The organism is Archangium minus (genome assembly GCF_044360475.1).
GTDB classification, from domain to species: domain Bacteria; phylum Myxococcota; class Myxococcia; order Myxococcales; family Myxococcaceae; genus Archangium; species Archangium minus.
Window position 1 is genome coordinate 6995403 of record NZ_CP043494.1, and the last position, 24525, is coordinate 7019927.

General features: G+C 66.4%; 19 protein-coding genes. 13 read left to right on the forward strand and 6 right to left on the reverse strand.

Annotated elements, in window-relative coordinates; all coding sequences use genetic code 11:
- Positions 1-34 precede the first annotated feature (34 nt).
- From F0U60_RS28335 to F0U60_RS28355, 5 genes are all read left to right on the forward strand, one after another.
- A complete protein-coding gene (locus F0U60_RS28335; RefSeq protein ID WP_395804137.1) occupies positions 35-2227 on the forward strand; it encodes a response regulator in 2193 nt (730 codons plus the stop codon).
- Between the two features lie 86 nt (positions 2228-2313).
- Entirely contained in the window at positions 2314-3897 is a 1584-nt protein-coding gene (locus tag F0U60_RS28340) for an ABC transporter substrate-binding protein (protein WP_395804139.1), read from the forward strand.
- Between the two features lie 20 nt (positions 3898-3917).
- Positions 3918-5489: an ABC transporter substrate-binding protein gene (locus F0U60_RS28345; RefSeq protein WP_395804141.1), complete on the forward strand. Its 1572-nt coding sequence runs from the start codon at positions 3918-3920 to the stop codon at positions 5487-5489.
- A 4-nt stretch (positions 5490-5493) separates the two neighbouring features.
- Positions 5494-8115 (forward strand): ATP-binding protein, encoded by a 2622-nt coding sequence (locus F0U60_RS28350; RefSeq protein WP_395804143.1) that lies wholly within the window; start codon positions 5494-5496, stop codon positions 8113-8115.
- Positions 8116-8288: 173 nt separating this feature from the next.
- The gene (locus F0U60_RS28355) at positions 8289-9062 is read left to right on the forward strand and encodes a hypothetical protein (protein ID WP_395804145.1); all 774 of its coding nucleotides are present in this window, start codon (positions 8289-8291) and stop codon (positions 9060-9062) included.
- Positions 9063-9199: 137 nt separating this feature from the next.
- On the opposite strand, the gene F0U60_RS28360 is transcribed toward F0U60_RS28355, so the two are convergent.
- The 3 genes from F0U60_RS28360 to F0U60_RS28370 all read right to left on the reverse strand — a co-directional run bounded on the left by F0U60_RS28360 (position 9200) and on the right by F0U60_RS28370 (position 12271).
- Positions 9200-10372, reverse strand: a complete 1173-nt coding sequence (locus F0U60_RS28360; RefSeq protein WP_395804147.1) for a zinc-dependent alcohol dehydrogenase — start codon at positions 10370-10372, stop codon at positions 9200-9202.
- Between the two features lie 13 nt (positions 10373-10385).
- Positions 10386-11165 (reverse strand): YgaP-like transmembrane domain, encoded by a 780-nt coding sequence (locus tag F0U60_RS28365; protein ID WP_395804149.1) that lies wholly within the window; start codon positions 11163-11165, stop codon positions 10386-10388.
- Between the two features lie 305 nt (positions 11166-11470).
- Entirely contained in the window at positions 11471-12271 is an 801-nt protein-coding gene (locus F0U60_RS28370) for a cyclase family protein (protein WP_395804151.1), read from the reverse strand.
- A gap of 81 nt (positions 12272-12352) precedes the next feature.
- On the opposite strand from F0U60_RS28370, the gene bluB reads away from it, so the two are divergent.
- Positions 12353-13054: a 5,6-dimethylbenzimidazole synthase gene (bluB, locus tag F0U60_RS28375; RefSeq protein ID WP_395804153.1), complete on the forward strand. Its 702-nt coding sequence runs from the start codon at positions 12353-12355 to the stop codon at positions 13052-13054.
- Here the strand turns inward: bluB and F0U60_RS28380 are convergent.
- A complete protein-coding gene (locus tag F0U60_RS28380; protein WP_395804155.1) occupies positions 12989-14047 on the reverse strand; it encodes a hypothetical protein in 1059 nt (352 codons plus the stop codon). The genes bluB and F0U60_RS28380 overlap by 66 nt on opposite strands.
- A 166-nt stretch (positions 14048-14213) precedes the next feature.
- On the opposite strand from F0U60_RS28380, the gene F0U60_RS28385 reads away from it, so the two are divergent.
- The 4 genes from F0U60_RS28385 (at position 14214) to F0U60_RS28400 (ending at position 18414) form a co-directional block, all read left to right on the forward strand.
- Positions 14214-14720 carry an RNA polymerase sigma factor gene (locus tag F0U60_RS28385; RefSeq protein ID WP_395804157.1) on the forward strand — a complete coding sequence of 169 codons (507 nt, stop codon included), beginning with the start codon at positions 14214-14216 and terminating at the stop codon, positions 14718-14720.
- Positions 14717-15469, forward strand: coding sequence for a DUF4384 domain-containing protein (locus tag F0U60_RS28390; protein WP_395804159.1), 753 nt, complete (start codon positions 14717-14719; stop codon positions 15467-15469). Before F0U60_RS28385 ends, F0U60_RS28390 begins: the two co-directional genes overlap by 4 nt.
- Entirely contained in the window at positions 15466-17046 is a 1581-nt protein-coding gene (locus tag F0U60_RS28395; protein WP_395804161.1) for a hypothetical protein, read from the forward strand. The genes F0U60_RS28390 and F0U60_RS28395 overlap by 4 nt, the downstream gene beginning before the upstream one ends.
- Positions 17047-17145: 99 nt before the next feature.
- Positions 17146-18414, forward strand: coding sequence for a hypothetical protein (locus tag F0U60_RS28400; RefSeq protein ID WP_395804163.1), 1269 nt, complete (start codon positions 17146-17148; stop codon positions 18412-18414).
- A 12-nt stretch (positions 18415-18426) separates the two neighbouring features.
- Here the strand turns inward: F0U60_RS28400 and F0U60_RS28405 are convergent, their stop codons facing one another.
- Both F0U60_RS28405 and F0U60_RS28410 read right to left on the reverse strand, forming a co-directional pair.
- Positions 18427-18798: an STAS domain-containing protein gene (locus F0U60_RS28405; protein ID WP_395804165.1), complete on the reverse strand. Its 372-nt coding sequence runs from the start codon at positions 18796-18798 to the stop codon at positions 18427-18429.
- Positions 18799-19040: 242 nt separating this feature from the next.
- Positions 19041-19835, reverse strand: a complete 795-nt coding sequence (locus tag F0U60_RS28410) for an ABC transporter ATP-binding protein (protein ID WP_395804167.1) — start codon at positions 19833-19835, stop codon at positions 19041-19043.
- A 159-nt stretch (positions 19836-19994) separates the two neighbouring features.
- On the opposite strand from F0U60_RS28410, the gene F0U60_RS28415 reads away from it, so the two are divergent.
- Genes F0U60_RS28415 through F0U60_RS28425 form a run of 3 tightly spaced genes read left to right on the forward strand, consistent with a single transcriptional unit; the run spans position 19995 to position 24433 of the window.
- Positions 19995-21830, forward strand: a complete 1836-nt coding sequence (locus F0U60_RS28415) for a DUF1549 domain-containing protein (protein WP_395804169.1) — start codon at positions 19995-19997, stop codon at positions 21828-21830.
- Positions 21830-22840 (forward strand): hypothetical protein, encoded by a 1011-nt coding sequence (locus F0U60_RS28420; protein ID WP_395804171.1) that lies wholly within the window; start codon positions 21830-21832, stop codon positions 22838-22840. The genes F0U60_RS28415 and F0U60_RS28420 overlap by 1 nt, the downstream gene beginning before the upstream one ends.
- A gap of 12 nt (positions 22841-22852) precedes the next feature.
- Complete coding sequence (locus F0U60_RS28425) at positions 22853-24433, forward strand: DUF1501 domain-containing protein (RefSeq protein ID WP_395804173.1); 1581 nt, start codon at positions 22853-22855, stop codon at positions 24431-24433.
- The last annotated feature ends 92 nt before the right edge of the window (positions 24434-24525 follow it).

Here is a 24525-nt window from a genome sequence, read left to right on the forward strand (position 1 = left end):
AGCTCGCTGTCGCGGCGTATGGGGGGCGAGGAGCATGAGCAGCACCTCCACGCCTGACGGCTGTCCCTCCACCATCCTGATTGTCGATGACACCCCTGCCAACCTGGGCGTGGCGGTAGAGCATCTAGAACTCATGGGCTATCGGGTGTTGGTCGCCCAGGATGGTGAAGAGGCGTTAGAGCGGGCCGAGCACATGAGGCCCGACATCATCCTGCTGGATGTGGTGATGCCGGGGCTGGATGGCTTGGAGACCTGTCGGCGCCTGAAGATGGCCGAAAGCACCCGCGAGATCCCCGTCATCTTCATGACCTGCCTTTCGGACGCGGCCGACAAGCTCGCGGGGTTCGAGGCGGGAGGGGTCGATTTCGTCACCAAGCCCTTCCAGATCGAAGAACTGGTCGCCCGGACCCGGGTGCACCTGGCCCTGCGCGAGGCTCAAAAACAGCTCGAAGCCAAGAACACACAGCTGCAGCGGGAGATCACGACGCGCCGGGAGACAGAGGCGGCACTGCGGCGCATCCAGGATGAGCTGGAGCAACGGGTACAGGAGCGCACGACCGATCTGGCCAGCGCGAACACCACCCTGAAGGCGGAGATCGCCGATCGCCAGCGGATAGAAGAGGCCTTGCGTGAGAGCCAGCGCCTGCTTCAAGCCATCATCGACAACTCGACAGCGGTGATCTCCGTCAAGGACGTTGAGGGCCGCTACCTGTTGACCAACCGCCGCTTCCTGATGCTGTTTCACCTCACCCGGGAGTCGGTCCTCGGCAAAACCGACTACGATTTGTTCCCCAAGGCGAATGCCGACGCATTTCGCGCTTTCGACCAGCGGGTGGTGGCGACCAGGAGGGCCCTGGAAGCGGAGGAGCTCATGCCACAGGACGACGGGCTCCACACCTACATCTCGATCAAATGCCCACTCCAGGATGAGTCAGGGTTGCCCTATGCGATCTGTGGGATCTCCACGGACATCACCGAGCGCAAGCGGATAGAGGAAGAGCGGGAGATGCTCCTCGCCAGTGAGCGGGCAGCACGGGGAGAGATCGAACGCACCAGCCGGATGAAGGACGAGTTCCTGACAACGCTGAGCCATGAGCTGCGAACGCCGCTGACCTCCATTCTCGGGTGGGCTCAGTTACTCCTCACCCGCCACACCTTGACCCAGGATCTGCGTCGCGGGCTCGAGACGATCGCACGAAACGCGCGGGCGCAGGCCCAGCTCATCGATGACCTCCTGGACATGTCACGCATCGTCTCCGGCCGGATGCGTCTGGATGTGCGGGTGGTCGGTCCGACGGCGGTGCTCGAAGCGGTGGTGGAGTCGCTGAGACCGGCGGCCGAAGCGAAGGCCATCCAGCTGGAACAGGAGCTCGACCCGTCGGTCGGGCAGCTCATGGCGGACCCGAATCGTCTGCAGCAGATCGCCTGGAATCTGGTGAGCAACGCGATCAAGTTCACGCCGCAGGGCGGACGGGTGAAGGTAGCGCTGAGTCAACAGGGCCCGCATGTGCAGCTCACGGTGAGCGATACGGGGATCGGCATCGAACCCGAGTTCCTGCCGCACGTGTTCGAGCCCTTCCGGCAAGCGGACGCGTCGAGCACGCGACGACACGGTGGGCTGGGGATGGGTCTGGCGATCGTCCTGTGCCTGGTAGAGCTGCACGGGGGGACGGTGGAGGTGGCCAGCGCGGGGAAGAACCAGGGATCGAGCTTCACGGTGAAGCTGCCCAGGGAAGCCAGCCATGCCGGGGTCCTGGCTGAAAGGACAGCCGCGGCGCCCCGGCGTCGGGCCACCTCGGAGCTCAGCGGCAAGCTCGTGGAGTTGCAGGGAGTCCGAGTGCTGGTGGTGGACGACGAGCCCGACACGCGCGAGTTGATTGCGATGGTTCTGGCGGAGCACCACGCGGAGGTGCGGACGGTGTGCTCGGCGGCGGAGGCGCTGGCGGAGCTCGCCCGCTTCGATCCGATGGTGCTGGTGAGCGACATCGGCATGCCGGAGGAGGACGGGTACTCGTTGATCCAAAAGATACGACGGTTGCCGCAGGCTCACGGGGGGGCCGTGCCGGCACTGGCGCTGACGGCGTTCGCTCGCGCCGAGGATCGAACGCGGGCGATCCTGGCGGGATACCAAATGCACCTGGCCAAGCCGGTGGATCCCCTGGAGCTGATGACCTATGTGGCGAGTCTGGCCGGCCGTACCTATCGCGAAGCGATGTCGAGTGCATGAGCAGGGAAAAGGAGTAGACCGGCGATCGGGTTCTCGGACTGTGTGCGCTCAACCTCCGCTCGCCCATCCTCGAGAGGAAGCGTGACATGAGCCGCAAGATGAGGTGGCTGGGTGGACTGCTCACGTTGCTCGCGTTGTCCGCGTGGGGTGCGGACCAGGAACAATCAAATCAGACCGGTCCGACGGACGCGTCCGTGGTCAAGATGGGCGATATCGTTCCGCCCCGAGTGGTGCAACCGTGCAAGCCCGGCAATTGCCCATTCGCTGGCCAGAGCGTGACGGTGCTGGTGGTCAACAGCCGTCTGATTGGAAGGCCAGTACTGGAATTGAAGGATGAATTCGAGGCCGCCACAGGTGCCAGGCTCAACATCATCTACATGCCGCACGAGGAACTGTTCGCCAATTTGATTTCCGACATGACCAATCACACCGGCAAGTACGACGCGGCAATCGCCGGTGCCTGGTGGTTGGGCGAACTGGTGGCGCAGGACTTCATCATCACCTACGACAAGTATTACAACGACCCGCGGTTTCCAAAGTGGGACATCGACGAGGTGCTGCCAGGCCCGCGCAGCCTGCTCTTCTACGGCGGCAAGAAGTACATGGTCGCCAACGACCATGACGGGCAGGTCATGTACTACCGTCGCGACCTGCTCGAGGACCCCCGGCACCAGGCCGCCTTCAAGCAGAAGTTCGGCTATGCGCTGGCCGTACCGAAGACCTGGGAGCAGTTCCGGGATGTGGCCGAGTACTTCAACGGCCGCGATCTCAACGGCGATGGCGTGTCCGATAACGGCCTGGCAATCGCGTTGAAGCCCGGTGCACAGGGCATGTTCAACTTCATGTCGTTGTCGGCGCCGTTCGTGATCGGACCGGACAATCCCAAGCTGTACTGGTTCGATCCGAAGACCATGAAGCCGCTGATTGATGGCCCCGGCCATGTACGGGCGCTCGAGCTACTGGTCGAGCTGGTCCGGTTCGGGCCCAGGGAGATGCTGACCTGGGATCTGGGGAAGAGCTGGGACTACTTCCTGGCGGGGCGCACCGCGCTCACCTTCACCTGGGGCGATCTGGGCGCGCTGGCGCAGCAGGAGGGCAGCAAGGTCAAGGGCAAGATCGGCGCCGCTCCCATTCCGGGCACCCACGGCTACTACAACATCGCGCAACGCAAGTGGGTGAAGACCGGACAGCCCAACCTGGTGGGCAATACCACCGGCGGCTCGTGGGCCGGCGTGATTTCGAAGTACTCGAAGGCGCCGGAGGCGGCCTACTACCTGCTGGCGCTCATGGCGAGCAAGGACAAGTCCCAGGTGTACGCGGCGCGCGGCTGGGATGGCATTGATCCGGGCCGTCGCTTCCACTTCCTGCCGCCCGACGGTAGCGGGCGGCTCGACACGTACCTGAAGGCGGACTGGGATGAGCCGGACATCCGCGACTACCTGCGAGCCTATTCTGACAATTTCGGCAACCCGCTGCAGTTGCCCTATCTGCGCATTCCCGGTGCCTACAGCTATTGGCAGGCGCTCGATGTTCACCTGGCGGAGGCCGAGAGCGGCCAGCTGAGTCCGGAAGCAGCTTTGAAGGCTGCCGCCGTCGACTTCGAGGAAATCACCCTCCGGCTCGGGCGCGAGCGTCAGCGTCGTGCCTACCGGGTATCGCTGGGGCTTTAGTGGGAAATGTGAGGATGCGCATGAAACTCTCAAAGGCAGGCCTCGGCATCCTCCTGGCGCTCCTGGTTGCTCCGGCATCGCTGGCCGGGAGCTCGAAACCCGGGGGGACGGCGGTCACGGTGGTCAAGACAGGCAACCTCCCCCCTCCTCGGGTGGCACCCGCGTGCAAACCCGGTCATTGCCCGTTCGCCGGCCAGCACGTGACGGTGATCGTGTCCATCGGGCCTATCGCCTGGGCCATTCCGGAGTTGAAGGACGAGTTCGAGGCCGCCACTGGTGCCACCCTCACGGTTGTCCAGGTTCCGTTCAGCGAGCATTTCGACAATTTCTATTCCGACGTGCTCAATGGCGCTGGCAAATACGACGCATCGATCGCCGGCGCCTGGTGGCTGGGCGAACTGGTGGCTGGCGATTACATCCTTGCCTACGACAAGTATTACAACGACCCGCGCTTTCCAAAGTGGGACATCGACGAGGTGCTGCCAGGTCCGCGCAGCCTGCTCTTCTACGGCGGCAAGAAGTACATGGTCGCCAACGACCATGACGGGCAGGTCATGTACTACCGTCGCGACCTGCTCGAGGACCCACGGCACCAGGCCGCCTTCAAGCAGAAGTTCGGCTATGCGCTGGCCGTACCGAAGACCTGGGAGCAGTTCCGGGATGTGGCCGAGTACTTCAACGGCCGCGATCTCAACGGCGATAGCGTGTCCGACAGCGGCCTGACGATGTTCCTGAAACCCGGTGCACAGGGCTTGTTCCACTTCATGTTGTTATCGGCGCCGTTCGTGATCGGACCGGACAATCCCAAGCTGTACTGGTTCGATCCGAAGACCATGAAGCCGCTGATTGATGGCCCCGGCCATGTGCGGGCACTCGAGCTACTGGTCGAGCTGGTCCGGTTCGGGCCCAGGGAGATGCTGACCTGGGACCACGGGCAAAGCTGGGACTACTTCCTGGAGGGGCGAGCCGCGCTCACCTTCACCTGGGGCGATCTGGGCGCGCTGGCGCAGCAGGAGGGCAGCAAGGTCAAGGGCAGGATCGGCGCCGCTCCCATTCCGGGCACCCACGGCTACTACAACATCGCGCAACGCAAGTGGGTGAAGACCGGACAGCCCAACCTGGTGGGCAATACCACCGGCGGCTCGTGGGCTGGCGTGATTTCGAAGTACTCGAAGGCGCCGGAGGCGGCCTACTACCTGCTGGCGCTCATGGCGAGCAAGGAGAAGTCCCAGGTGTACGCGGCGCGCGGCTGGGATGGCATTGATCCGGGCCGCCGCTTCCACTTCCTGCCGCCCGACGGCAGCGGGAAGCTCGACACCTACCTGAAGGCGGGCTGGGACGAGGCGGACATCCGCGACTACCTGCGGGCCTATTCTGACAATTTCGGCAACCCGCTGCAGTTGCCCTATCTGCGCATTCCCGGTGCTTACAGCTATTGGCAAGCGCTCGATGTTCACCTGGCGGAAGCCGAGAGCGGCCAGTTGAGCCCGGAAGCGGCCTTGAAGGCGGCCGCCGTCGACTTCGAGGAAATCACCCTCCGGCTCGGGCGCGAGCGTCAGCGTCGTGCCTACCGGGCATCGCTGGGGTTGTGACCGCTTGAAGCCCCTGGGCATCGGACGCAAGCTCACGCTCGGCTTCGGCACGCTGGCCGCTGTCACGCTGCTGGTCGTGGCGCTGGGCTTCGTTGCTGGGCGCAGCGCCACCGAAGACATCAACATCACCGAGGGCGTGCGCGGACCAGCGTCGCTGGCATCCGCGCAGGCTCAGGCCAGCCTGTTGCGGATGCAACTGCACGTGCGCGGCTATCTGGTGTTGTCCGATCCGCTGGACATCGAGCAATACCACCTGGCGAGAAAGTCCTTCGAGGACAGTCTGTCTTCGCTGCAGGCGATGTCCGTCAACTGGCCCGACGAAGAGGCCAGGTGGGTGGCCGAACTGACCGAGACCTATGCGCGCTGGGTCAAGCTGCCACAGCACCTGTTCGAGCTGCATGACAACCCACTCAAGAACCGGCCCGCGCTACGGCTCGCCCGGGTCGACATCCAAGCGCTGCGGATCCAGATCCTGGAGCAGATCGACACCTTGATCGACCTCCAGAAGACACGCGGCGCCTCGCCACAGAGCCGCGAGCTGCTGGCGGACATGCTGGGCTTCCAGACCTCGTTCGATGCGATGGCGACCAACCTGATGGCCTACGGCGCCTCCGGGGAGCTCAATTTCAAGCTGGCCTACGGGCCCCAGCTGGCGACCAACGCGACCATCTGGAATGAGCTGTCCAGTAAGCGCCACCTGCTGTCCGCCGAGCAGCGGGCCACACTCGATGACATCGCGCGGGATCGGGCCGGATTCTCGGAGCTGGCGCTGCAGCTCGTCAGCATCCTCAACGGCGAACACGCGTACGAGGACCTGTACCTGTACCGCACCCAGGTCACACCGCAGGCGGATATCCTGCTCGGCCTGCTGGGGAAGGTGACCGAGCATCAGCAGGCCCAGTTGCAGACCGATCTCGCGCGGGCACGCAGCAGCCTCGCCAAGGCGCGCCTGCAAACCGTGGCGGGTGGGCTGGTGGCTGTCATCTTCAGCTTCGCCATGGCCTTCCTGTTCCGGCGCAACATCGTCGGTCCGGTGCACCGGCTGACCGGCGTGGCGGAACAGGTGGCAGCCGGCAATCTGTCCGCGCGCGCCACGGTTGAATCGAGCGACGAGATCGGCGTGCTCGCCATCAGCATCAACATCATGACGCAGCGCCTGGCCGAGACCATCGGCCACCTGGAAACGGTCTTCGCCGAGGCGCGGCGCGCGAAGGACGCGGCCGAAACGGCCAACCGCGCCAAGAGCACGTTTCTGGCCCACATGAGCCACGAATTGCGCACCCCGCTAAACGGCATTCTGGGCTACGCGCAGATCCTGCGCCGGGACAAGAGGCTGGGTGAACGGGAGCTCGCGGGTGTGAACGTGATCCAGCAAAGCGGCGAGCATCTGCTGACGCTGATCAACGACATCCTGGATTTCGCCAAGATTGAAGCGGGCAAGTTGGAGCTCTACGTCACGGACCTCCAGCTCGCCCGCTTCCTGCGCACCATCACCGAGATGATCAGCGTCAGGGCGGCGCAGAAGGGATTGGACTTCAGCTGCGACATGGCACCGGACCTGCCAGCCTGGGTGCGAGCCGACGAAAAGCGCTTGCGCCAGGTGTTGCTCAACCTGTTGTCCAATGCGGTCAAGTTCACCGATAGCGGCCAGGTCCGGCTGAGCGTGCGCTTTGCGCCTCCCGACCGGATACGCTTTGAGGTGCAGGATACAGGCATCGGCATCAGCGAGGACCAGCTGGGCATCCTGTTCCAGCCGTTCGAACAGGTGGGCGAGGCACGGCGTCGGCAGGGGGGAACCGGCCTGGGGTTGGCCATCAGCCGGCAGTTCGTGCGGATGATGGGCGCGGATATCCAGGTCGAGAGCCGGGTCGGCCAGGGCAGCACCTTCTGGTTCGAGCTGGAGCTGCCTGTGGTGAAGGTTGAGACTGCCCCGCCACCGCTGGATGGCGTCGTGGCTGGCTACCAGGGGCCGCGCAAGAAGGTCCTCGTGGTGGACGACGTCGCTGAGAACCGGGCGATGGTGGTCGAACTGCTGGGCCGGCTCGGCTTCGAGATGACCGAGGCGGAGAACGGCCGCGAGGGATTGGACAAGGCGCGAATCCACCAACCGGACCTGATCTTGATGGACACCATGATGCCCGTGATGGACGGCCTGGAGGCCACGCACCGGATTCGCCAGTTGCCGCATGGGCGGGAAGTGCCAATCCTCGCCGTCTCCGCCAGTGCCGCCCAGGAAGATCGGGACAGGAGTCTGGCGGCCGGCGCTAACGCGTTCATCGCCAAGCCCATCCATGACGGGGTGCTGCTGAAGGAAATGGGCGCCTGCCTGGGATTGAGCTGGACCTACGAGCCACCCCGGGAACAACCCGCCGCGCAGGAAGACACCGCCCAACAGCTGACTCCCCCACCCCAGGATCAGCTGGCATTGCTTCACCAACTCGCCCTGGCCGGCAACATGCGGGACATCCTCCACTGGGCGACGCAGCTCACGGAGCGCGGTGAGCAGTATGGTCCGTTCGCCACCAAGGTCAGCCAACTGGCACGGGGGTATCAGTCCAGAGCCATTCTCGGGCTCGTGGAGCGTCACCTGACGGACGGCAGTCGCCGGGGGCGAGGCGCGACCTGACAGGAGCTCATCATGAGCCTGTAGAGCTGCGCTCGGTCTCGGCTCTGGCCGCGAGCGCTCTCTTCACCGCCTGTTGGCGCGCATGGAGACACGGTGTCCTGGCTCCTTGAATGAGGCACACCCGCTTAGAATTCAGAGGATTTGAGTCTCGATCGGGATTTATCCTCTTCTCAATGCCCCTGCTCCCCCGCCTCCAACTCTTCGAGTTCCTCGACCAGTCGTGGCTGCCCGCACCGTTGCGCCGTGGCGTGGTCGACTACCTGCGCATCGTGCTCGACCGCATGCGGCCCTATGACGGCGTGGCGCCGCAACTGGCGGAGCTGCTCCGCACGGCGGGCACGGACCAGGTCGTCGACCTCTGCTCCGGCGCGGGGGGCCCGTGGCGCACCCTGCTCCCGGCGCTGCAGGCGGTGCACGGCGGGGCCGGGGTGGTGCTCACCGACCTCCATCCCGTCCCGAGGCAGGATCTGCCTCCCGGCGCGCACTACCGCGACACCCCGGTCGACGCCACTCGCATCCCCGAGGAGCTGACGGGGGTGCGGACTCTCTTCGAAGGGCTGCACCACTTCCCTCCGGAGAAAGCCCGCGCCCTCTTCGCGGACGCCGCCGCACGCGGGGTTCCCTTCGCCGCTTTCGAGATCACCCAGCGCTCGCTGCCGTACCTCCTCGGCCAGTTCCTGCTCGTCATCCCCCTCGTGTGGGGCTTCACCCCGCTCATCCGTCCGCAGCACGGGTGGCGCCTGGTCCTCACCTATCTGGTGCCCATCATCCCCCTGCTCATCCTGTGGGATGGCGTGGTGTCGTCGCTGCGGACCTATGCACCCGCGGACCTCGAGCGGCTGACAACGGGGCTCGGCGGTGATGGGTACCGCTGGAAAAGCGGAGTCCAGCGCGCGGGGGGAATGACCATCACCTACCTCATCGGGCAGTCTGTCCGCCCGCAGTGACTGCGCCACATCGATGAGCCGCTCGAGGAGGCCTGCCCACCGGGTGCCGTCAGGTACGACGACACCCTCTTCGGGCGAAAGTGCTGGGCGTGAAGAAGCCCCAATAGAGTCTCTTCACGCCCTAGGGGCGTGGGTCATCAGGAGGGCAGGAACACTGCCCGAACGCACCCGTCCTCCTTCTTCTTGAACATCTCGTAGCCGCGCGGCGCCTCCTCGAGCGAGAACCGGTGCGTCACGAGGAACGAGGGATCCAGCTCACCCCGCTTCACGTGCTCCAGGAGGCGCGGCAGGTACTTCTGTCCGTGCTGCTGCGCGGTGCGGACGGTGAGTCCCTTGTTCATGATGACGCCGATGGGGAACTTGTCCATCACCCCGTAGACACCCAGGATGGACAGGGTTCCGCCCTTGCGACACGCGCGGATCGCCTGGCGGAGCGCCTCGCCGCGGTCCGAGTGCAGGTGAAGCGCCTGCTTCGCGCGATCATAGGCGTACTCGGCCCCGGTCCCGTGGGCCTCCATGCCCACCGCGTCGATGCACGCATCCGGACCGCGCCCACCCGTCAGTTCCTTCAGCAGCTCCAGAACGCTGTCGACCTCGGCGTAGTTGATGGTCTCCGCGCCCACCTTCTCCCGCGCCATCTTCAGCCGCTCGGGGAAGCGGTCAATTCCAATCACCCGCTCGGCGCCCAGGAGGAAAGCGCTCTTCATCGCCATCAAGCCCACACCACCGCAACCCCAGACAGCGACGGTGTCCCCGGGATGGATGTTGCAGAAGTCAGCGCCCATGTAGCCGGTGGGAACGGCATCCGACAGGAAGATGATCTGCTCATCCGTCGCCCCCTCGGGGACAAGGAAGCAATCATTGTCGGCATGCGGCACCCGGACGTACTGCGCGTGCGCTCCCGCGTAGCCGCCAAAGGCATGCGTGTAGCCGTAGATACCGGCGGTCGGATATCCAAATGCCGGCTCCTGGAGCTCCGCCTTCGGGTTGGTGTTGTCACACAGCGACCAGAGGTCGTGCTGGCAGTACCAGCAGTTGCCACAGCAGATGAAGGACGGGACGACCACACGGTCACCCTTCTTCACCTTCTTCACCTCACGGCCCACTTCGACGACCTCGCCCATGAACTCATGGCCGATGATGTCCCCCTCGCGCATCGTCGGGAGGTACCCATCGATGAAGTGCAGGTCGGAGCCGCAGGTCGTGGACATCGTCACGCGCAGGATGACGTCATGCGGATTGACGATCTCCGGATCGGGAACCGTCTCCACGCGCAGGTCGTTGATCCCATTCCAGCAGAGTGCTCGCATTGATGTGTTCTCCTCAGTGGGTGTGGGCGCTCGCGCGGCCGGAGGTGTTTTTCGCGGTCGTCGGAATCTCGCCGGTCTCGACGAGGCTCTTGAATCGCCGGAGCGTCGTGAATGCGAGCGTGTCGGGCACGATGCCCAGGAGCTTCACGGCGGCCTCGCCGATCACACCGCCCGGCGGGTTGAAGCGGAAGTGGAGCGTCACCACGGTGCCCCATTCACCCGGGGCGGGCCGAAAGATCACCGAGCCATCGTTGGGAAGATCCGCACCTGGGAGCGACTCCCAACTCAGGAGCTCGCCGGGGCGCTCATCCACGATCCGCGAGTCCCACTCGAGGCCCTTCCCAACAGGACCACTCACCTTCCAATGCTGGCGATCCGAACCCACGGCGGTGACTTCGGCGAAGTGACCCAGGATCTGCGACAGGTTCCGCGCCTCGCGCCACGCGCGGTAGAGCTCGTCCGCGGGCTTGCCGATGGTGATGGAGCGCTGCAGCTCGATGGGACCGGCCACCACTCCGGCTTCGCCCTGCCCGCGATCCTTCGCGGTGTTGATGCCGAGCGCCTGGTACAGATGGCAGTACCCGCGGACGCCCCGGTAGAGGAGCCCTCCCCCGAGGATCGTCCGTGCTGCCCGCGCTGCTCCACCCAGGGAGCGACGCCCGACGCCGAGCGTCAGGAGTGTTCCGCCGAGCACCGTGGAGGCCACTCGCTCCACGGCGCCGACATTGATTTTCGAGGAGGAAGGAGCCGACTCCCGTGGGGCGCTGGCCTCATGCTTTTCCTTCCGGCTCACTGCTCGCTTGCCCTTCGCGCCCGAGGGTTCGTCGAGAATTCCCTTACGAGCGGCTCCCTTTTTCGGAACCGGACCTCGTGGCGTGGGGGCAAACGGCTCTTGAGATTTCTCTGTCATGGGCAGTGTCTCCTCTTGTGCCTGTCTGGAAGACGACGCGGGTCGTTCGTCCGGAGAAGCTTGGGAGACACTCCCAGTGCAACAAGCCCGGTGCACAACACTCCGTCAGGGAGCGAGCCGCACCCTGGGCGCTCAAAGGGCCGGAGGCACGGCGAGCAGAGGACCGGGCGATTCCTCGTGAGCGTGGATCAGGAGCCCTGGCCCAGGACGGCGGCGATCCGTAGCGGCCCTCCGCTGCCGCCCTTGATCTTCATCGGGAACGCGATGACGGCGAAGCCCTTGGCGGGCAGACGGTCCAGGTTGGCCACGTTCTCGAACGCCGGGATGTCGTGCGCGAAGAGCACCTGGTGGCTCTCGAAGAGCGTGGACTGGCCGTAGTCAATGCTCGCCGTATCCAGGCCGATGGCCTTGATGGAGCGGTTGCCGACCAACCACCGGGCGGTCTCGGGGTGGAGCCCCGGAAAGTGGAGCTTCGCGACCGCCTCCGCGCCGCGCTCTTCCGTGCCCAGGTAGCTCTTGCGATCGGGCCACCGCGCGCCATAGCCGGTCCTCAACAGGACGATGGCTCCGTCCGGAATCCGCCCGTGCTCCTTCTCCCAGGCGGCGAAGTCCTCCTGGGTGACCTGATAGTCCGGGTTCGCCGCGCACTGCCGCGTCACGTCGATGAGGACGGCCTCTCCCATCAGCTTCTCGAGCGGAATCTGGTCGACCGAGGGGTGCCCTTCCGCGAAGTGGATGGGCGCGTCGAAGTGCGTTCCGCCGTGCTCGGCCGAGGAGAAGCTGTTGGCGGCATAGAAGTAACCCTGGGGCGTGTGCCCATAGGCCTCTTTCTTGAGCTGAAAGCCCGCCTCCGTGGGCCAGTAGATGGTCTGCTCGTCGAACGGATAGGTCATGTCGACGACCGCTCCCGACGGGAAACGGGGAGCCGTCGTCGCGCAGGCGCAGACCACGAGCGGAAGAACGAGCAGGAAGGGTGAACGATTCGTCATTCATGCACTCCGACTGTGGGTGAAGCGCGGAATGTACTATGGAGCGCCCCGGCAGATGCCTTGGCAAAGGCCCGACGACCCATGACGAACCACCGCTTTTCTCCCGCGGAACGAGAAGCTGTCTACCGTGCGATCAGTGAGCGCCGCGACATGCGCCACTTTCGGCCCGAGCCCATTGAGCCGGAGATCATCACGCGGCTGCTCCATGCGGCGCATCTCGGGCCGAGCGTGGGCTTCATGCAGCCGTGGCGCTTCATTCGCATTACCGATGGGGCACTCCGGAACGACATCGCAGACCTGGTTGAACAGGAGCGCCTCCGTACCGCCGAAGCGCTGGGCCCACGTGGCGGGGAGTTCATGCGCCTCAAGGTGGAGGGCATCAAGGAGTGCCCCGAGCTCTGGGTCGTCGCGCTGACGGACCAACGTGAACGCTATGTCTTCGGCCGACGCACCATGCCGAACATGGACCTCGCCTCTGCGAGCTGCGCCATCCAGAACCTCTGGCTCGCCGCGAGGGCCGAGGGGATTGGCATGGGGTGGGTCTCGCTGTTCGACCCCGCCCGGCTGGCGGAGGTGTTGAGGGCGCCGGAAGGCAGCGAGCCGATCGCCATCCTGTGCCTCGGCCATGTCGAGGCCTTCTATGAGCGGCCGATGCTGGAGCTGGAGGGCTGGGACTCGCGCCGACCGCTGGAAGAGCTGGTCTGGGAGAACCGGTGGTTAGAACGAGCCCATGCTCACCAGACCGAACGTGCGCCTCAGGGTCCCTTGCATCCCGAGGAATAGCCCGGACAGCACCGGACCCGTCCGCAGCGTGGCCGTGGCCGTGGTGTAGGTCCGCATGGTCATCCACTGGCGGCTGAACACGGCGCGCAGGTCGAAGCGCTCGCGCCGCACGCACGTCTCGAGATCCGTCCAGATGTACGGGTCGGCGGAGTTGGAGTGAACCCCCAGGGCCAGCTCGAGCCAGGACAGCCGGCCCCGTAGCGTGGCCCACCGCGAATCGAGCAGGAGCCCCTCGGGACCGCGCGCGGCCGAGCCTCCTACCTCAAGCTGTTCAAGCCGACCGCCGATCTGCGGCAGCCGCAGCGACTCCGGCAGGAGCAGGCGCGCCCCCACGTCCGCGCGTGCATTCTTGAAGTGGGGCTCCGTCTGCAACCGCACGGACGCGTGGAGGCGTCCCTGGAGCAAGGTGCCCCTGACCTCGGGCGTCAGTCCCAGGGATTGGGCATGCGCGGTGCCGAACTGGTAGGCCAGCCCGAGCCCCGCCACGCCCGCGGCAATCACCGCGGTCGTCTCCTGTCCAGGCAGGCGTTCGAGCCAGGGTCGCACGGCTGCCTGAATGGGGCTCTGGGGCCCACTGAGCCAATGGCCGAGGTCACGCACCCGGAACCGTTCGCCCTCGGGACCGAGCTCCAGGAAGCTGGCGAGACGGCCTCCCGCGGGGATTTCCGACAGGGTGACATCCTGCGTCGCGAGGGAGAAGGCGTCCCGGGCTTCCCGCTGCTCGCGCGTTCCGGGCGGAACGAATGCCCAAGCCCGCGCGCGCACGGCAAGCGAGAGGGACGGCACGGTGAAGCCCCCCTGCAAGGCCCGCCCCGGATCCGCGAAGTACCAGAGGAGCTCCTCGAACGCGGGGCGATCGGGTAGCTCCGTGGGCGGAACCATCCTCTGGTGTAGCTCGAGGGGCTCCGCACTGGCCGGGAGCACCCGGAGCACCACCACGAGCGTCACCGCCCATGCAGATACACACCGGCCCATTGGAGGAAAGGTGGGCACCCTCCCCCCTGGCCGCAAGGAAGCCCTCTCCCTATGCGCGGGTGAAGCGCCCACTTCACGTCATTTTCTTGGTTCCCATTTTCCGGGCCTCGACCAGTCTCTCCTTGAGAGGAGAGCGCCCTGAGCCTGACAACCCCACAACACCACGTCAGCGGAGGGCCATGCCATGGATGACGCCTGGCTGGCCCAGCTGTACGCGCAATACGGATACCTCGTGCACCGCCGCTGTCTGCAGCTGGTGCGCCGCCCCGAGGATGCAGAGGACGCGCTCCAGGAGACCTTCCTGAGGGCGAAGCGCTATGGCGCACCTCGTGAGGGGGGCGCCACGCTGGCCTGGCTCTACACCATCGCCCAGCGCTGCTGCTTCGATCTGATGGAACGCAGCAGCCGGGAGCCGCCCGCGGAGGAGTCACAACTGGCGGCCCTGGAGCAACGAGGAGAAGGCTCACCAGAGGACGCAGACCGCCGGGCGATGCTCGGCTTGGCGCTGCGCCAACTCGATGGAAAGACGCGCACCATTGGGGTGCTGCACTTCCTGGACGGCTACACCCAGGAGGAGGTCGCCACGCAGACCGGCTATTCGCGCCGCACCATCGGCAAGAAGCTCCAACAGTTCGAGGATCGCATCCGTCAGCTCTGGCAGGCGCGCGCCGGCCTCAAGGAGACACGATGAGCCCCACTCCCCTCCCCCCCTCTCCTCGCGGTCCCCACTGTCCGCCAGCCGCCCAGCTCGAGGCGATGAGCGCTGGCGAGGCCGCCCCCGAGGCCACGCGTACCCACGTGGAGGGCTGCGCCGACTGCCGTGGCCAGCTCGAGGCGCTCACCACCGCTCGCGAAGCCTTCGTCCGCGCACGTCCCCCCGAGCTCTTCCTGCGCCAGCTGGAGCGGCGCGCCGCCTCCCAACCGCGGCGAGGCTTGCGCTGGCTGCTCCCCGTGCTCGGCGCCTGTGTCCCGTTGCTGGCCCTGCTGGTGCTCGTTCCGCGACTGGAACAAGAGGAGGGCGTGCGTATCAAGGGCGGCGAGTTCCGTGTGGCGGCCTCACGCGCTGGGGGCGCCCCCGAGCTGCTGGGCCCCGACGCACAGGTTCAGTCGGGTGATGCGCTGCGCTTCTCCTACGAGGCGAAGGAGGCCGGACACCTGCTCGTGCTCGAGCTGGACGGGAGAGGGGCCGCGAGCGTCTTCTATCCCTATGGCTCGGCCACCTCCGCGCCCCTGCCAGCCGGGCAGCGCGACTTCCTTCCAGGAAGCGTGGTGCTCGACGACGCGCCCGGCCCGGAATGGCTCCTCGCCGTCTTCTCGCCCCGCCCGCTACAAGCCGCGCCCCTGCTCGAAGCCCTGCGCACGCAGGCAGGACGCGCCGAGCTCACCCTCTCGTGTCCCGATTGCAGTGTGAGTACGCTCCGTCTCCAGAAGCGCCCATGATTCCACCCCGCCCGCTCTGGTTCCTTCTCGCGGCGCTGCCGCTGCTCCTCTGTCCCTTGCGAGCCGCCGCGGCCACCGTCCGCCTGTTGGTGGCCATCGGCGCCAACGTGGGGGATCCCGACGACGCCGTGCTCCGCTTCGCGGATGATGACGCCGGACGCGTGAGGCAGCTCTTCGTCGAGCTGGGCGGGGTGCGCGCCGATCGTTCTTATCTGGTGGTGGATCAACCCGCCTCCGTGGTGCGCCAGCGACTGGCCGAGGTCACCGGCCGCATCGCCGAGCTGCGCGCCGCGGGAGACGACGCAGTGCTCATCGTGTACGTCTCGGCCCACGCGAAGGGCGGCGTGCTGCACCTGAGAGGGAGCCACCTGCCGCTCGCCGAGCTGAGAGACAGCGCGAACCAGGCGGGTGCACGGCTCAGCGTGCTCCTCGTAGACGCGTGCGAGAGCGGCACCCTGGCACGGCGCAAGGGAGGTAGAGCGGGCCCGGAGTTCTCGGTGTCGCTCGAGCAGATTCCGCTGCACGGCCAGGTGGTCATCTCCTCCAGCGGCCCGGGGGAGAGCTCCGAGGAGTGGGACTCGCTCAAGGGCTCGCTCTTCACCCATCACCTGCTCACGGGCCTGCGCGGGGACGCGGACGTGGAGGATGACGGGCGGGTGTCGCTCGCCGAGGCGTACGCCTACGCCTACCGACGCACGGTCGCGGGAGCCGCTGGAGCGGGTCAGCACCCGGCCTATGCGTGGGAGCTGTCGGGCACCGGGGAGCTCATCCTCACCGAACCCCAGGCGGCCCGCAGCGCGCTCATCTTCCCCGCGGCGCTCGCTGGCCGCTATGTGGTGGCGAGCCAGCCTCGGCCGGACGTGGTGGCCGAGGTGGAGAAGGCACCGGGGCGCCCCTTGCGCCTGGCGGTGCCACCAGGCCGCTACCTCTTGCGCAAGCGCGCGGGCGCCAGCACCGGCCTGCTCGAGTTGGAATTGCCCTACGGCGGTGAGCGCCAGGTGCGCGAGGAGGAGTTGAAGTGGCGCCCCTACACGGAGGTGGCGCTCAAGGGCGGCCACGTGGAGTTGCGCGGCTCGGCGCTGCTGGGGTTCGCGCGGCTGGAGAGCGCACCGGTGCGAGGCACGGGGACACGCCTCTCCGCGGGGCTCGGCTACCGTCATAGCTGGGGCTCCTGGTGGGCCTTGGGCGTCGTCAGCTTCAATCAGGCGGGCTACCCGGCCGTGGAGCTCGAGGTGCGAGAGCGCGCCCTGAGCGCTGGGGTGACCGCCGGCTACCGCTGGTTGGAATGGGCGCTGGTGCCCTACGTGGGTATGGGAGTGGAGCTCACCGGCCTGGAGCAGCGACTGCGGCGCCAGCGGGAGGAGGAGATCGGGGACACCTTCGGCGTCGAGCCACTACCGCCCCGCCGGGCACTGGGCCTGGGCCTGGGCCCGGTCGCGGGCGTGGAGGTGCCACTGCCCGGTCAGGCCTTCGCGCTCCTCCAGGCGCAGTTCCTCCTGCGCTACCTGCCGAGCACGGAACAGCCCGCCCTGCTCCCCGCGGCGCACGTCTCCGCGGGCGCCGGCTGGCGCTTCTAGCGAAAAAACGCGGTTCCCATTTTCAGGCACCGGGCCGGTCTTCCTTCATGAGCGCCCATCCCGGGCCGCTCTACCTGACTTCCCCAAAGGGGGGGACACATGTCTCGGCAACTTCCCAGCCTTCTCTTCCTTCTGCTCTCCTTGCTACTCACCCTCGCGGGTTGCGGCAGCGTGGTGGGCCCCCACCATCCGGGCGAGCCCCTCGTCACGATCCAGGGGCAGATGAACCCCACGGCGGATGCACGCATCACAGGGCCGGTGCGTCTGGCGTTTGTGTGGTACCCGCAGTGGTTGGCCGCGGAGGATACGGGCGGCTCGCAAGGTGGGCCCGTGGACGTGGTCACCGAGGACGTGGTCTACCAGGGCAGCTTCCCGGCCAACTACAGCTTCCACCTCTATCACCCGCCGCCGGAGAGCGCGCTCAAGCCACTCGGCGATGGCCTCCAAGGCAAGGGCGCCTTCGGCATCCTCCTGGCGTACCAGGACGGCAACGGCAACGCGAAGCTCGACACCATTCCCACGAACGGCGCGCCGGTGGACCGGATCATCGGCTCCTCGCTTCTGGCCGAGCCGACCTCCGCCGCCTTCACCGTCATCTACGTGACCACGGAACAGCCGGCGGAGACAGGCCTGAAGCCCGGTTTCAACCTCATCCAGGCGGTGAACTCCGAGAACAGCGCGGTGGTGCCTCTGGACACCCACATGCCGCTCACCCTGACCCAGGGCGGCCCCTTCTACGACGCGCTCGTCTGCGAGGCCGGGTGGCTCACCTTCATGTTCCTCGATGTGTGCGGCCTGGACGGTGGCATCATCATTGAACCGACCAAGCTCGCGGTGGACGGCCATGTGACACTCGATGGCGCGAAGGCGAGGGCCGAGCTGGAGGTCACCCTCGAGAACACGCCGCTCCAGGACGCGGCGGTGACGCTCGCGGGCCGCCCCCTCCCCTATGACGTAGAGCGCGAGGCCTATGTCCTCGAAGAGGAGGACACGACACTGCTGGTACCCGGCGGCAGCTTCGAGCTCGTGGTGAACGCGGGCGGCGAGTCCATCCGCCGCACCTTCCAGATGCCCGGTGACTTCGACATCACCTCCCCCGCCGCGGACGAGCAGGTGAGCGCGAGTCAGCCCTTGGAGCTGCGATGGACGGCCTCCCAGGGAACCGACGAATATTACGTGAGCTTCTCCTCGGGCAGCGCGGGCAGCAGCACCACCGTCGGCGAGGGCTCGCTCTCGCACACCTTCGACACCAGGTACGCGGGGCCCGAAGGAACGGTCCAGGTGGAGGCCCGCATCCACTCGCTTGACGTCGAGGCTTTGGTGATGGTGGCGCTGGTGCGCGAGCAGGCGTTCACCTTCGCGCCATAGCCCGGTAAAACCTCAGTCGTCGAGGTCTCGATTGTCCCGTGCCGGGTGGTAGGCCGGGCAGCGGCGGCTCACTCGGATGGGCGTGAGCGTGTGCGGGTCGATGTGCAGATATTCGAGAAGACGCGCCGGGTGGCCCGGAAGTCCCCGCGTCTGGAGACGTATCTCCGGGAGCTGGCTCAACTCCTGGGCAAAGAAATCCAGAGCGAAGTCTTGGAAGAAGCGCACCTTGCTGAAGTCCACCAGCACCAAGCTCGTGCCGGCATACCGCCGGAGGGTCTCCAAGGCATTCCGGGCCGCCCGGACATCGAAGCTCCCCTGAAGCTCGAGGCTGGGGAGCTCCGGAGTCGTTTCCACAGCTTCGGTGATGAGCACTGTCTCGACCATGGTCATCCCTCCTTTCACAACGGGAGCCATGAAAGTTACGTGCCAACCACACCCGCTCGATGGACCGGTTCCCCGGGCGCAATTCATGCGCGCCCGCGCCCGTGACGTGCAGGGCCTGCACCCTCCCATCCAGAGGACCGCCTCTCTCTTCTCCTGCGACCCTGACGGGCGCGGGAGCCTCTGCGGTGGAGGGATGCACCTTCCACACCAGTGTGGAGCCCCTGCCGACAGCCTGAGCGCCATCAACCCTGGTGCTTGCGGTGTTGCGAACGACGAGCCAACCAGTTGCGGATGAAGGCCTTCACGGCGGGGTGCTGGGACTCGCGGAACACGTCCGGCGGGCCCACCTCGACGATGCGACCTTCGTGCATGAGGGCGAGGCTGTCGGCCATGCTAAAGGCGGCGGCCACATCCGGTGTAATCACGAGCGAGGTCGCCCCGAGCTGCTGCTTTCCGGTGGTGATGATCTCATTGACGGCGGCCGTGGTGAGCGGATCCAGACCGGCCGTGGGGTCGTCATAGAGGAGGATCCGGGGCTGGAGGATGGTGGCGCGCGCGAAGCCCACGCGCTTCTGCATGCCGCCCGACAGCTCACCGGGGAAGCGAGTGGTCGCATGGGACAGGCCTACCTTGGCCAGCGTCTTGTTGACCGTCTCCTGGATCTCCGCCTCGGACATGCGGGTGCGCTCGCGCAGGGGGAACGCCACGTTGTCAAAGACGGTGAGCGAGTCAAAGAGGGCATTGGCCTGGAAGAGGATGCCCTGCTTGCGGCGCATCTGGTCCAGCGTGGCCTCGTCCATCTGCGCCACATCCTGGCCTTCGACGAGCACCGTCCCTCGGTCTGGTCGCAGCAGACCCATGATGTGCTTCATCAGCACCGACTTGCCCGAGCCGGAGATCCCCATCAGCACGCAGGTGGTGCCCTCGGGCACCACGAGGTCCACGCCCCGCAGGGCCTCGTTGTCTCCAAAGGACTTGTGGAGGTCCCGCACCTCGATGGCCAGCTTGTGTGCTGACTCGCTACTCGTGTCGCTCATCGCCCACCTGAACCCGTGCGCGTCCGAAGTTCGTCCCGTGGAAGAGTCTCGTCAAGGAGCTTTGCCTGGTGCGTCATGAGGTGCGGGCGACCCAACCCGAGACCACAAACCCGCGTAAGTCCTTTACATGGAAATATTCGATTCTGTAGGATTCCTCGAATGCACTGGTATCTGCATTCGAAGAGCGCAGCCGTGCTGGCCGTGATGATCGCGATCTCCGGACTCGTCGGGGTCGACGCGCACGCTCAGCAATGTGGTCCCGAGGCTCCTGCGACGGCCAAGCCTCTCAATGACCAGATGAGCGACACACGGCTCCTGCGGCGCATCGTGCTCGGGCTCACCGGGACCACGCCGACCCTCGAACAGTACGAAGCGATGGAGACCGCGACCACGCCTGAAGCGCGAGAAGCGATCCTGCGGTCGGCGCTCGATGAGGCGCTCGCCTCGCCGAAGTTCTACGAGCGGATGCTGCGATTCGGACACGAGTGGATCGCGGTGGGCGCGTTCACCACCGGGGCCGCTGGCGACGCGTACCAGGGCGACATGTCCGGCCACCTCTTCAAGTGCCCCGCGGACAGCCTGCACCCGGGCGCGTACTACCACGTGAACGAGTTCAGCTCGGGCAATCCGGACAGGCAGTGCAAGGACCAGGATGCGGACGGCAATACCGCGGTGCCCGAGGTGCACACAGTCGAGCCCTGGTGGGCGCCGGGAACGCAGGTCCAGGTGCTGGGGAAGGCCGGCTCCAACGTCACGCAGGTCGTCGATTCCAAGGGGCAGACGCTCGACTGCGGCCTCGCGGGCGGCGGCTACTACGATCCCATGCTGCCCACCGGGTGCGGCTGCGGACCGAACCTGGTGTGGTGCGCGCCGCTGGTCGGCCTGCATACCAAGAGCAACAACGATCTCCGCGTTCAACGACGCCATCCGTACGAGGAACCCGCGCGCCTGTTCGCGCACCTCGCGTGGCACGACCGGCCGCTCTCGGATCTCGTCCTCGGCAACTACTCGGTCGGAACCAACTGGCTGCGAGCGCTGTACGTGCGCTTCGGCCGGCAGATGGGCAGCAACGCGCTGGACGCGAACACGACCTGGTGGCGCCCGGACGCGGACAACGCCCCTCGCGATCCGCTGCACCCGACGCCGAATGATCCACAGGCGTGGCGCGAGTTCGTGGTCGAGGACCTGGAGCCCTTCCATCTCGCGCTCACCAACAACCGGGCGCGCTCCGGCAGTCTCGATCGCACGTACAGATTCGATCCCCGCACCACAACCGAAGCGCCGAAGGGTCTCCCCACCGCCGGGGTGCTCACCATGATCGGCGCGATGTCCTCGTTCCCGCGCGAGCGCGTCCGGGCCGCGCGCTTCCTCGAGATCTTCGCCTGCCAGAGCTTCTCGCCCCCTCCCGCGGATGTGCACTTCCCTCCGTACGATGTCGATCCCGCCACCGGCGGAACATGCCTGCACTGCCACAAGACGCTCGATCCCGCGGCGATCTCGTTCAAGCGGTGGGATTTCGGTGCAGCCTCGAGCACCTACGTGCCGTGGCCCTTCATTCCGGGCGTGGGCCGTCACCGCGTCACGAAGGACTGGCTGTCCGGTAGATATCCGTACATCGGCAACTCGCCGGGCTACCGGTGGAAGAACGCGTTCCTTCCCAACACCGTGATGACCCCGGTCACCCCCGAGCAGATCGCGGCCAATCCGGAAGCGGTGCTGCTCGACACGATGCCCGAGACGTACACGCTGCTCGGCATGCAAGGCGACGGCACGATGGGTCCGCTCGGGTTCGGGAAGCTCCTCGTCCGCTCCGGCGAGTTCGACCGCTGCGCCTCGCGCAAGCTCTACGCGATGTTCATCGGCCGTGAGTTGAACCCGGCCACCGAGAAGGGCTTCATCGACAAGCTCGCGAGGGAGTTCGTCGCACGCGACCGCAAGCTCCGGCCCTTCATCCGATACCTCTTCGAACAGCCCGAACTGCGGAGGGGCCTGTGATGCGCATGCTGCGTTCGATACTGGGAGCCGTCACGCTGGCCTCACTCGTGCTCACCTCCGGGGCCTGCACCGGGAAGGTCACGGGCGCAGATGACAACTGCGAGAACGAAAAGATCCGGCTCGGGCTCGCGCCCGCGTGCGCGGGCTGCCACGTCGCCGGAAACAAGCCGTTCTTCGCCTCGCTCACCGCGTTCGAGAACGGGCTCGTGTACGACGAGAGGTACGTGAAGCGGGGGGACCCCGAGAACAGCATGCTGGTCCAGATGCTCGAGGGAACCGCGGCCGGAAGCTACCCGCAGATGCCGCCGGGTCAGCCCTACGAAGAGCTCGTCGCCCATGGCCGCACCTCGCTGACCATCGAGCAGGTGAAGGCCTGGATTCGAGATCTGCCTCCTCCTCCCGCGCGGCTGGAGGCTCCGGATGCGGAGGCGTTCACCGTCCGCCGGCTCTCCGCCGAGGAGATGGTCGTGAGCTTGATGGATCAGCTCGGGCTCACGCTCGAGGACTTCGTCAGCACCAGCGATCCCGATTGGCGCAACAAGGCGTACGTGGTGAATGGCGGCAAGCTCTTCGTGTGGCCCGGTGATTGGTCTCCCGGTATCTCGGACCAGTACGTCTCCGACTTACGCAGCATCGAGCGGTTCGAGGCACTCGGAGGCGGCAACTCGCTCTTGTACCGCAAGAAGGACGTGGGCTTCGGGCCCTCCGCCGCGCAGACGCTGGTTCAGATGTCGCAGGCCTGGTGCGCGCGCGCGGTGGACAAGAAGGGCAACACGGCCGTGTTGCGCTACGTGACACTCGCCGACACCTCCGCGAGCAATCCGGACGCGGTACAGAAGAACCTGCGCGCGCTCTACCTGCGCATGCTCGGGCAGCCGCCCTCGGAAGAGGAGGCGAAGCAGTTGTACGAACAGGTCTATGTCCCGCTCGAAGCGCAGAAGAACGCGCGCCTCGGCTGGATTGGCGTCTGCGCGACGCTCATCCGTCACCCGCTGTGGATCACTTACTGAGCCGAGAACATCATGCCGAACACCTCTCGTCGCACGCTGCTCAAGTGGGCCCTCGGAGCGGGACAGCTCGCGCTCCTCGAACGCGCGGGTCTCCTCGGCTCGAGCGCCGCGCGCGCCGCGGACATCGACGTCCCCTCCCGGCTCGCGGTCCTCTACATCCCGGGCGGCTACCGACCGGCGTACTACTTCACCCCGATGGACGACGCGGACATTCCGCTCTGCGTGCCAGCGCCCTCCAGCTACAGCGGCGAGCCCGTCTTCTTCGACGCGAGCAAGGTGGTGAACCTCGCGCCCCCGAACGGTCCCTACAAGCCGCTCCGGACCTGGCAGTCGTGGAACCCCTCCAACCCCGCCGAGCGCGACTCCTTCAGCCCGCTCATGTACGGCTTCTCGCACTTCGCGCTGCATGAGCAGCTGAGCGTGCTGCACGGCATCGACCAGGGCTCCAACGATCACTCGAGTGCGTTCATCGCGTCGATGTGCGGTGTCGCCGGTGCGGACTACCGGGCGCCCGCCGTTCATTCGGTGATCGCCAACCACCTGTTCGAGAAGTACCGCGAGAGCAGGCCGCTGCCGTTCGTGGTCGTTGCCGGGGAGCGCGGCACGCCACTCGGGATGGGGCTGCCCTCACATGCCTCGCCCGTTCGCGTTCCATCGATCGATGCGCTCAAGCCGCAGCTCTCCGCGAAACCCTCGGACAATCCCTGGTGGACGGGGCTCGATGCGCGCACCGAAGGTCCCGAGCTGGACGCGAGCGGTCAGCCCACCGGCGGCACACTGAAGACGAACATGCTGGAGCGCTTCTCGCTCTCGCGCACCCCGCAGATGATGGGCCGTTCGACGGCGAAGGTGGACAACTACCTCGAGGGCCTGCACGGCTCGCTGTCGTCGGTCTCGCGCGTGCTCGCGACGGATGTCGTGTCCGTACTGGAGAGCACCAAGGGCATCGACCTGCTGACGGCGAACCGTCCCGCGTACCTGGCGAGCTACCTCGGGAACCAGTCGTTCACGTACTCGTTCGGCCTCGCGAACTTCCACCTCACCGGGCTCGACCCACGAATGGATCTCGCGCTGCGTCTGCTCAAGTCGGACCTCTGCACCTCGGTGCACGTCTCGCTGCAGCTCGACTTCGACACGCACAACGCCTCCGGCCACGGCTACAGCTGCGCGCACGGCCGCGGACTGATGGATTGCGTCGCGCGCTTCCTGGGCGAGCTCAAGGCCGCGCCTGCTCCCGGCAAGCCGGGCAAGACGCTGCTCGATGACACGCTCGTGCTGGTGATGAGCGAGTTCGGCCGCAGCTGGGCCTCGCGCGGACGTGACGGCACCTACTCCCTGCCGGATGACCACCACCCGTACACCTCGGTCTGCTTCGCGGGCGGAAACGTGGCGGCGAATCGGCAGGTGGGCTCGTACACCCCGCGTGGACTCGGCGTTCCGGTGGACATCATCGAGGAGAACGGTCAGCCCTCCAAGCGCGTGCCCAGAGCCGCTGATGCCGTGACCACCGCGCTGCGGATCATGGGCATGGAGATGCACGACTTCTTCATCCCCGGAGGCTACGGAGAGGTCGCGGGGATCCGGAAGGCGTAGGGCTCGCGAGCGGTGTCCAGCCAGTCCGCCTCGTCCCCCAGGGCCTCGTTCCGAGGTCCAATCCCATGGTGGCGCGCAAGTATGTGGATCCG

Bases quoted from the DNA above. Each gene is read 5' to 3' on its own strand.
- F0U60_RS28335 (WP_395804137.1), top strand. From the start codon at position 35: ATGAGCAGCACCTCCACGCCTGACGGCTGTCCCTCCACCATCCTGATT.
- F0U60_RS28340 (WP_395804139.1), top strand. From the start codon at position 2,314: ATGAGCCGCAAGATGAGGTGGCTGGGTGGACTGCTCACGTTGCTCGCG.
- F0U60_RS28345 (WP_395804141.1), top strand. From the start codon at position 3,918: ATGAAACTCTCAAAGGCAGGCCTCGGCATCCTCCTGGCGCTCCTGGTT.
- F0U60_RS28355 (WP_395804145.1), top strand. From the start codon at position 8,289: ATGCCCCTGCTCCCCCGCCTCCAACTCTTCGAGTTCCTCGACCAGTCG.
- F0U60_RS28360 (WP_395804147.1), bottom strand. From the start codon at position 10,372: ATGCGAGCACTCTGCTGGAATGGGATCAACGACCTGCGCGTGGAGACG.
- F0U60_RS28370 (WP_395804151.1), bottom strand. From the start codon at position 12,271: ATGACGAATCGTTCACCCTTCCTGCTCGTTCTTCCGCTCGTGGTCTGC.
- bluB (WP_395804153.1), top strand. From the start codon at position 12,353: ATGACGAACCACCGCTTTTCTCCCGCGGAACGAGAAGCTGTCTACCGT.
- F0U60_RS28385 (WP_395804157.1), top strand. From the start codon at position 14,214: ATGGATGACGCCTGGCTGGCCCAGCTGTACGCGCAATACGGATACCTC.
- F0U60_RS28390 (WP_395804159.1), top strand. From the start codon at position 14,717: ATGAGCCCCACTCCCCTCCCCCCCTCTCCTCGCGGTCCCCACTGTCCG.
- F0U60_RS28395 (WP_395804161.1), top strand. From the start codon at position 15,466: ATGATTCCACCCCGCCCGCTCTGGTTCCTTCTCGCGGCGCTGCCGCTG.
- F0U60_RS28400 (WP_395804163.1), top strand. From the start codon at position 17,146: ATGTCTCGGCAACTTCCCAGCCTTCTCTTCCTTCTGCTCTCCTTGCTA.
- F0U60_RS28405 (WP_395804165.1), bottom strand. From the start codon at position 18,798: ATGGTCGAGACAGTGCTCATCACCGAAGCTGTGGAAACGACTCCGGAG.
- F0U60_RS28410 (WP_395804167.1), bottom strand. From the start codon at position 19,835: ATGAGCGACACGAGTAGCGAGTCAGCACACAAGCTGGCCATCGAGGTG.
- F0U60_RS28415 (WP_395804169.1), top strand. From the start codon at position 19,995: ATGCACTGGTATCTGCATTCGAAGAGCGCAGCCGTGCTGGCCGTGATG.
- F0U60_RS28420 (WP_395804171.1), top strand. From the start codon at position 21,830: ATGCGCATGCTGCGTTCGATACTGGGAGCCGTCACGCTGGCCTCACTC.
- F0U60_RS28425 (WP_395804173.1), top strand. From the start codon at position 22,853: ATGCCGAACACCTCTCGTCGCACGCTGCTCAAGTGGGCCCTCGGAGCG.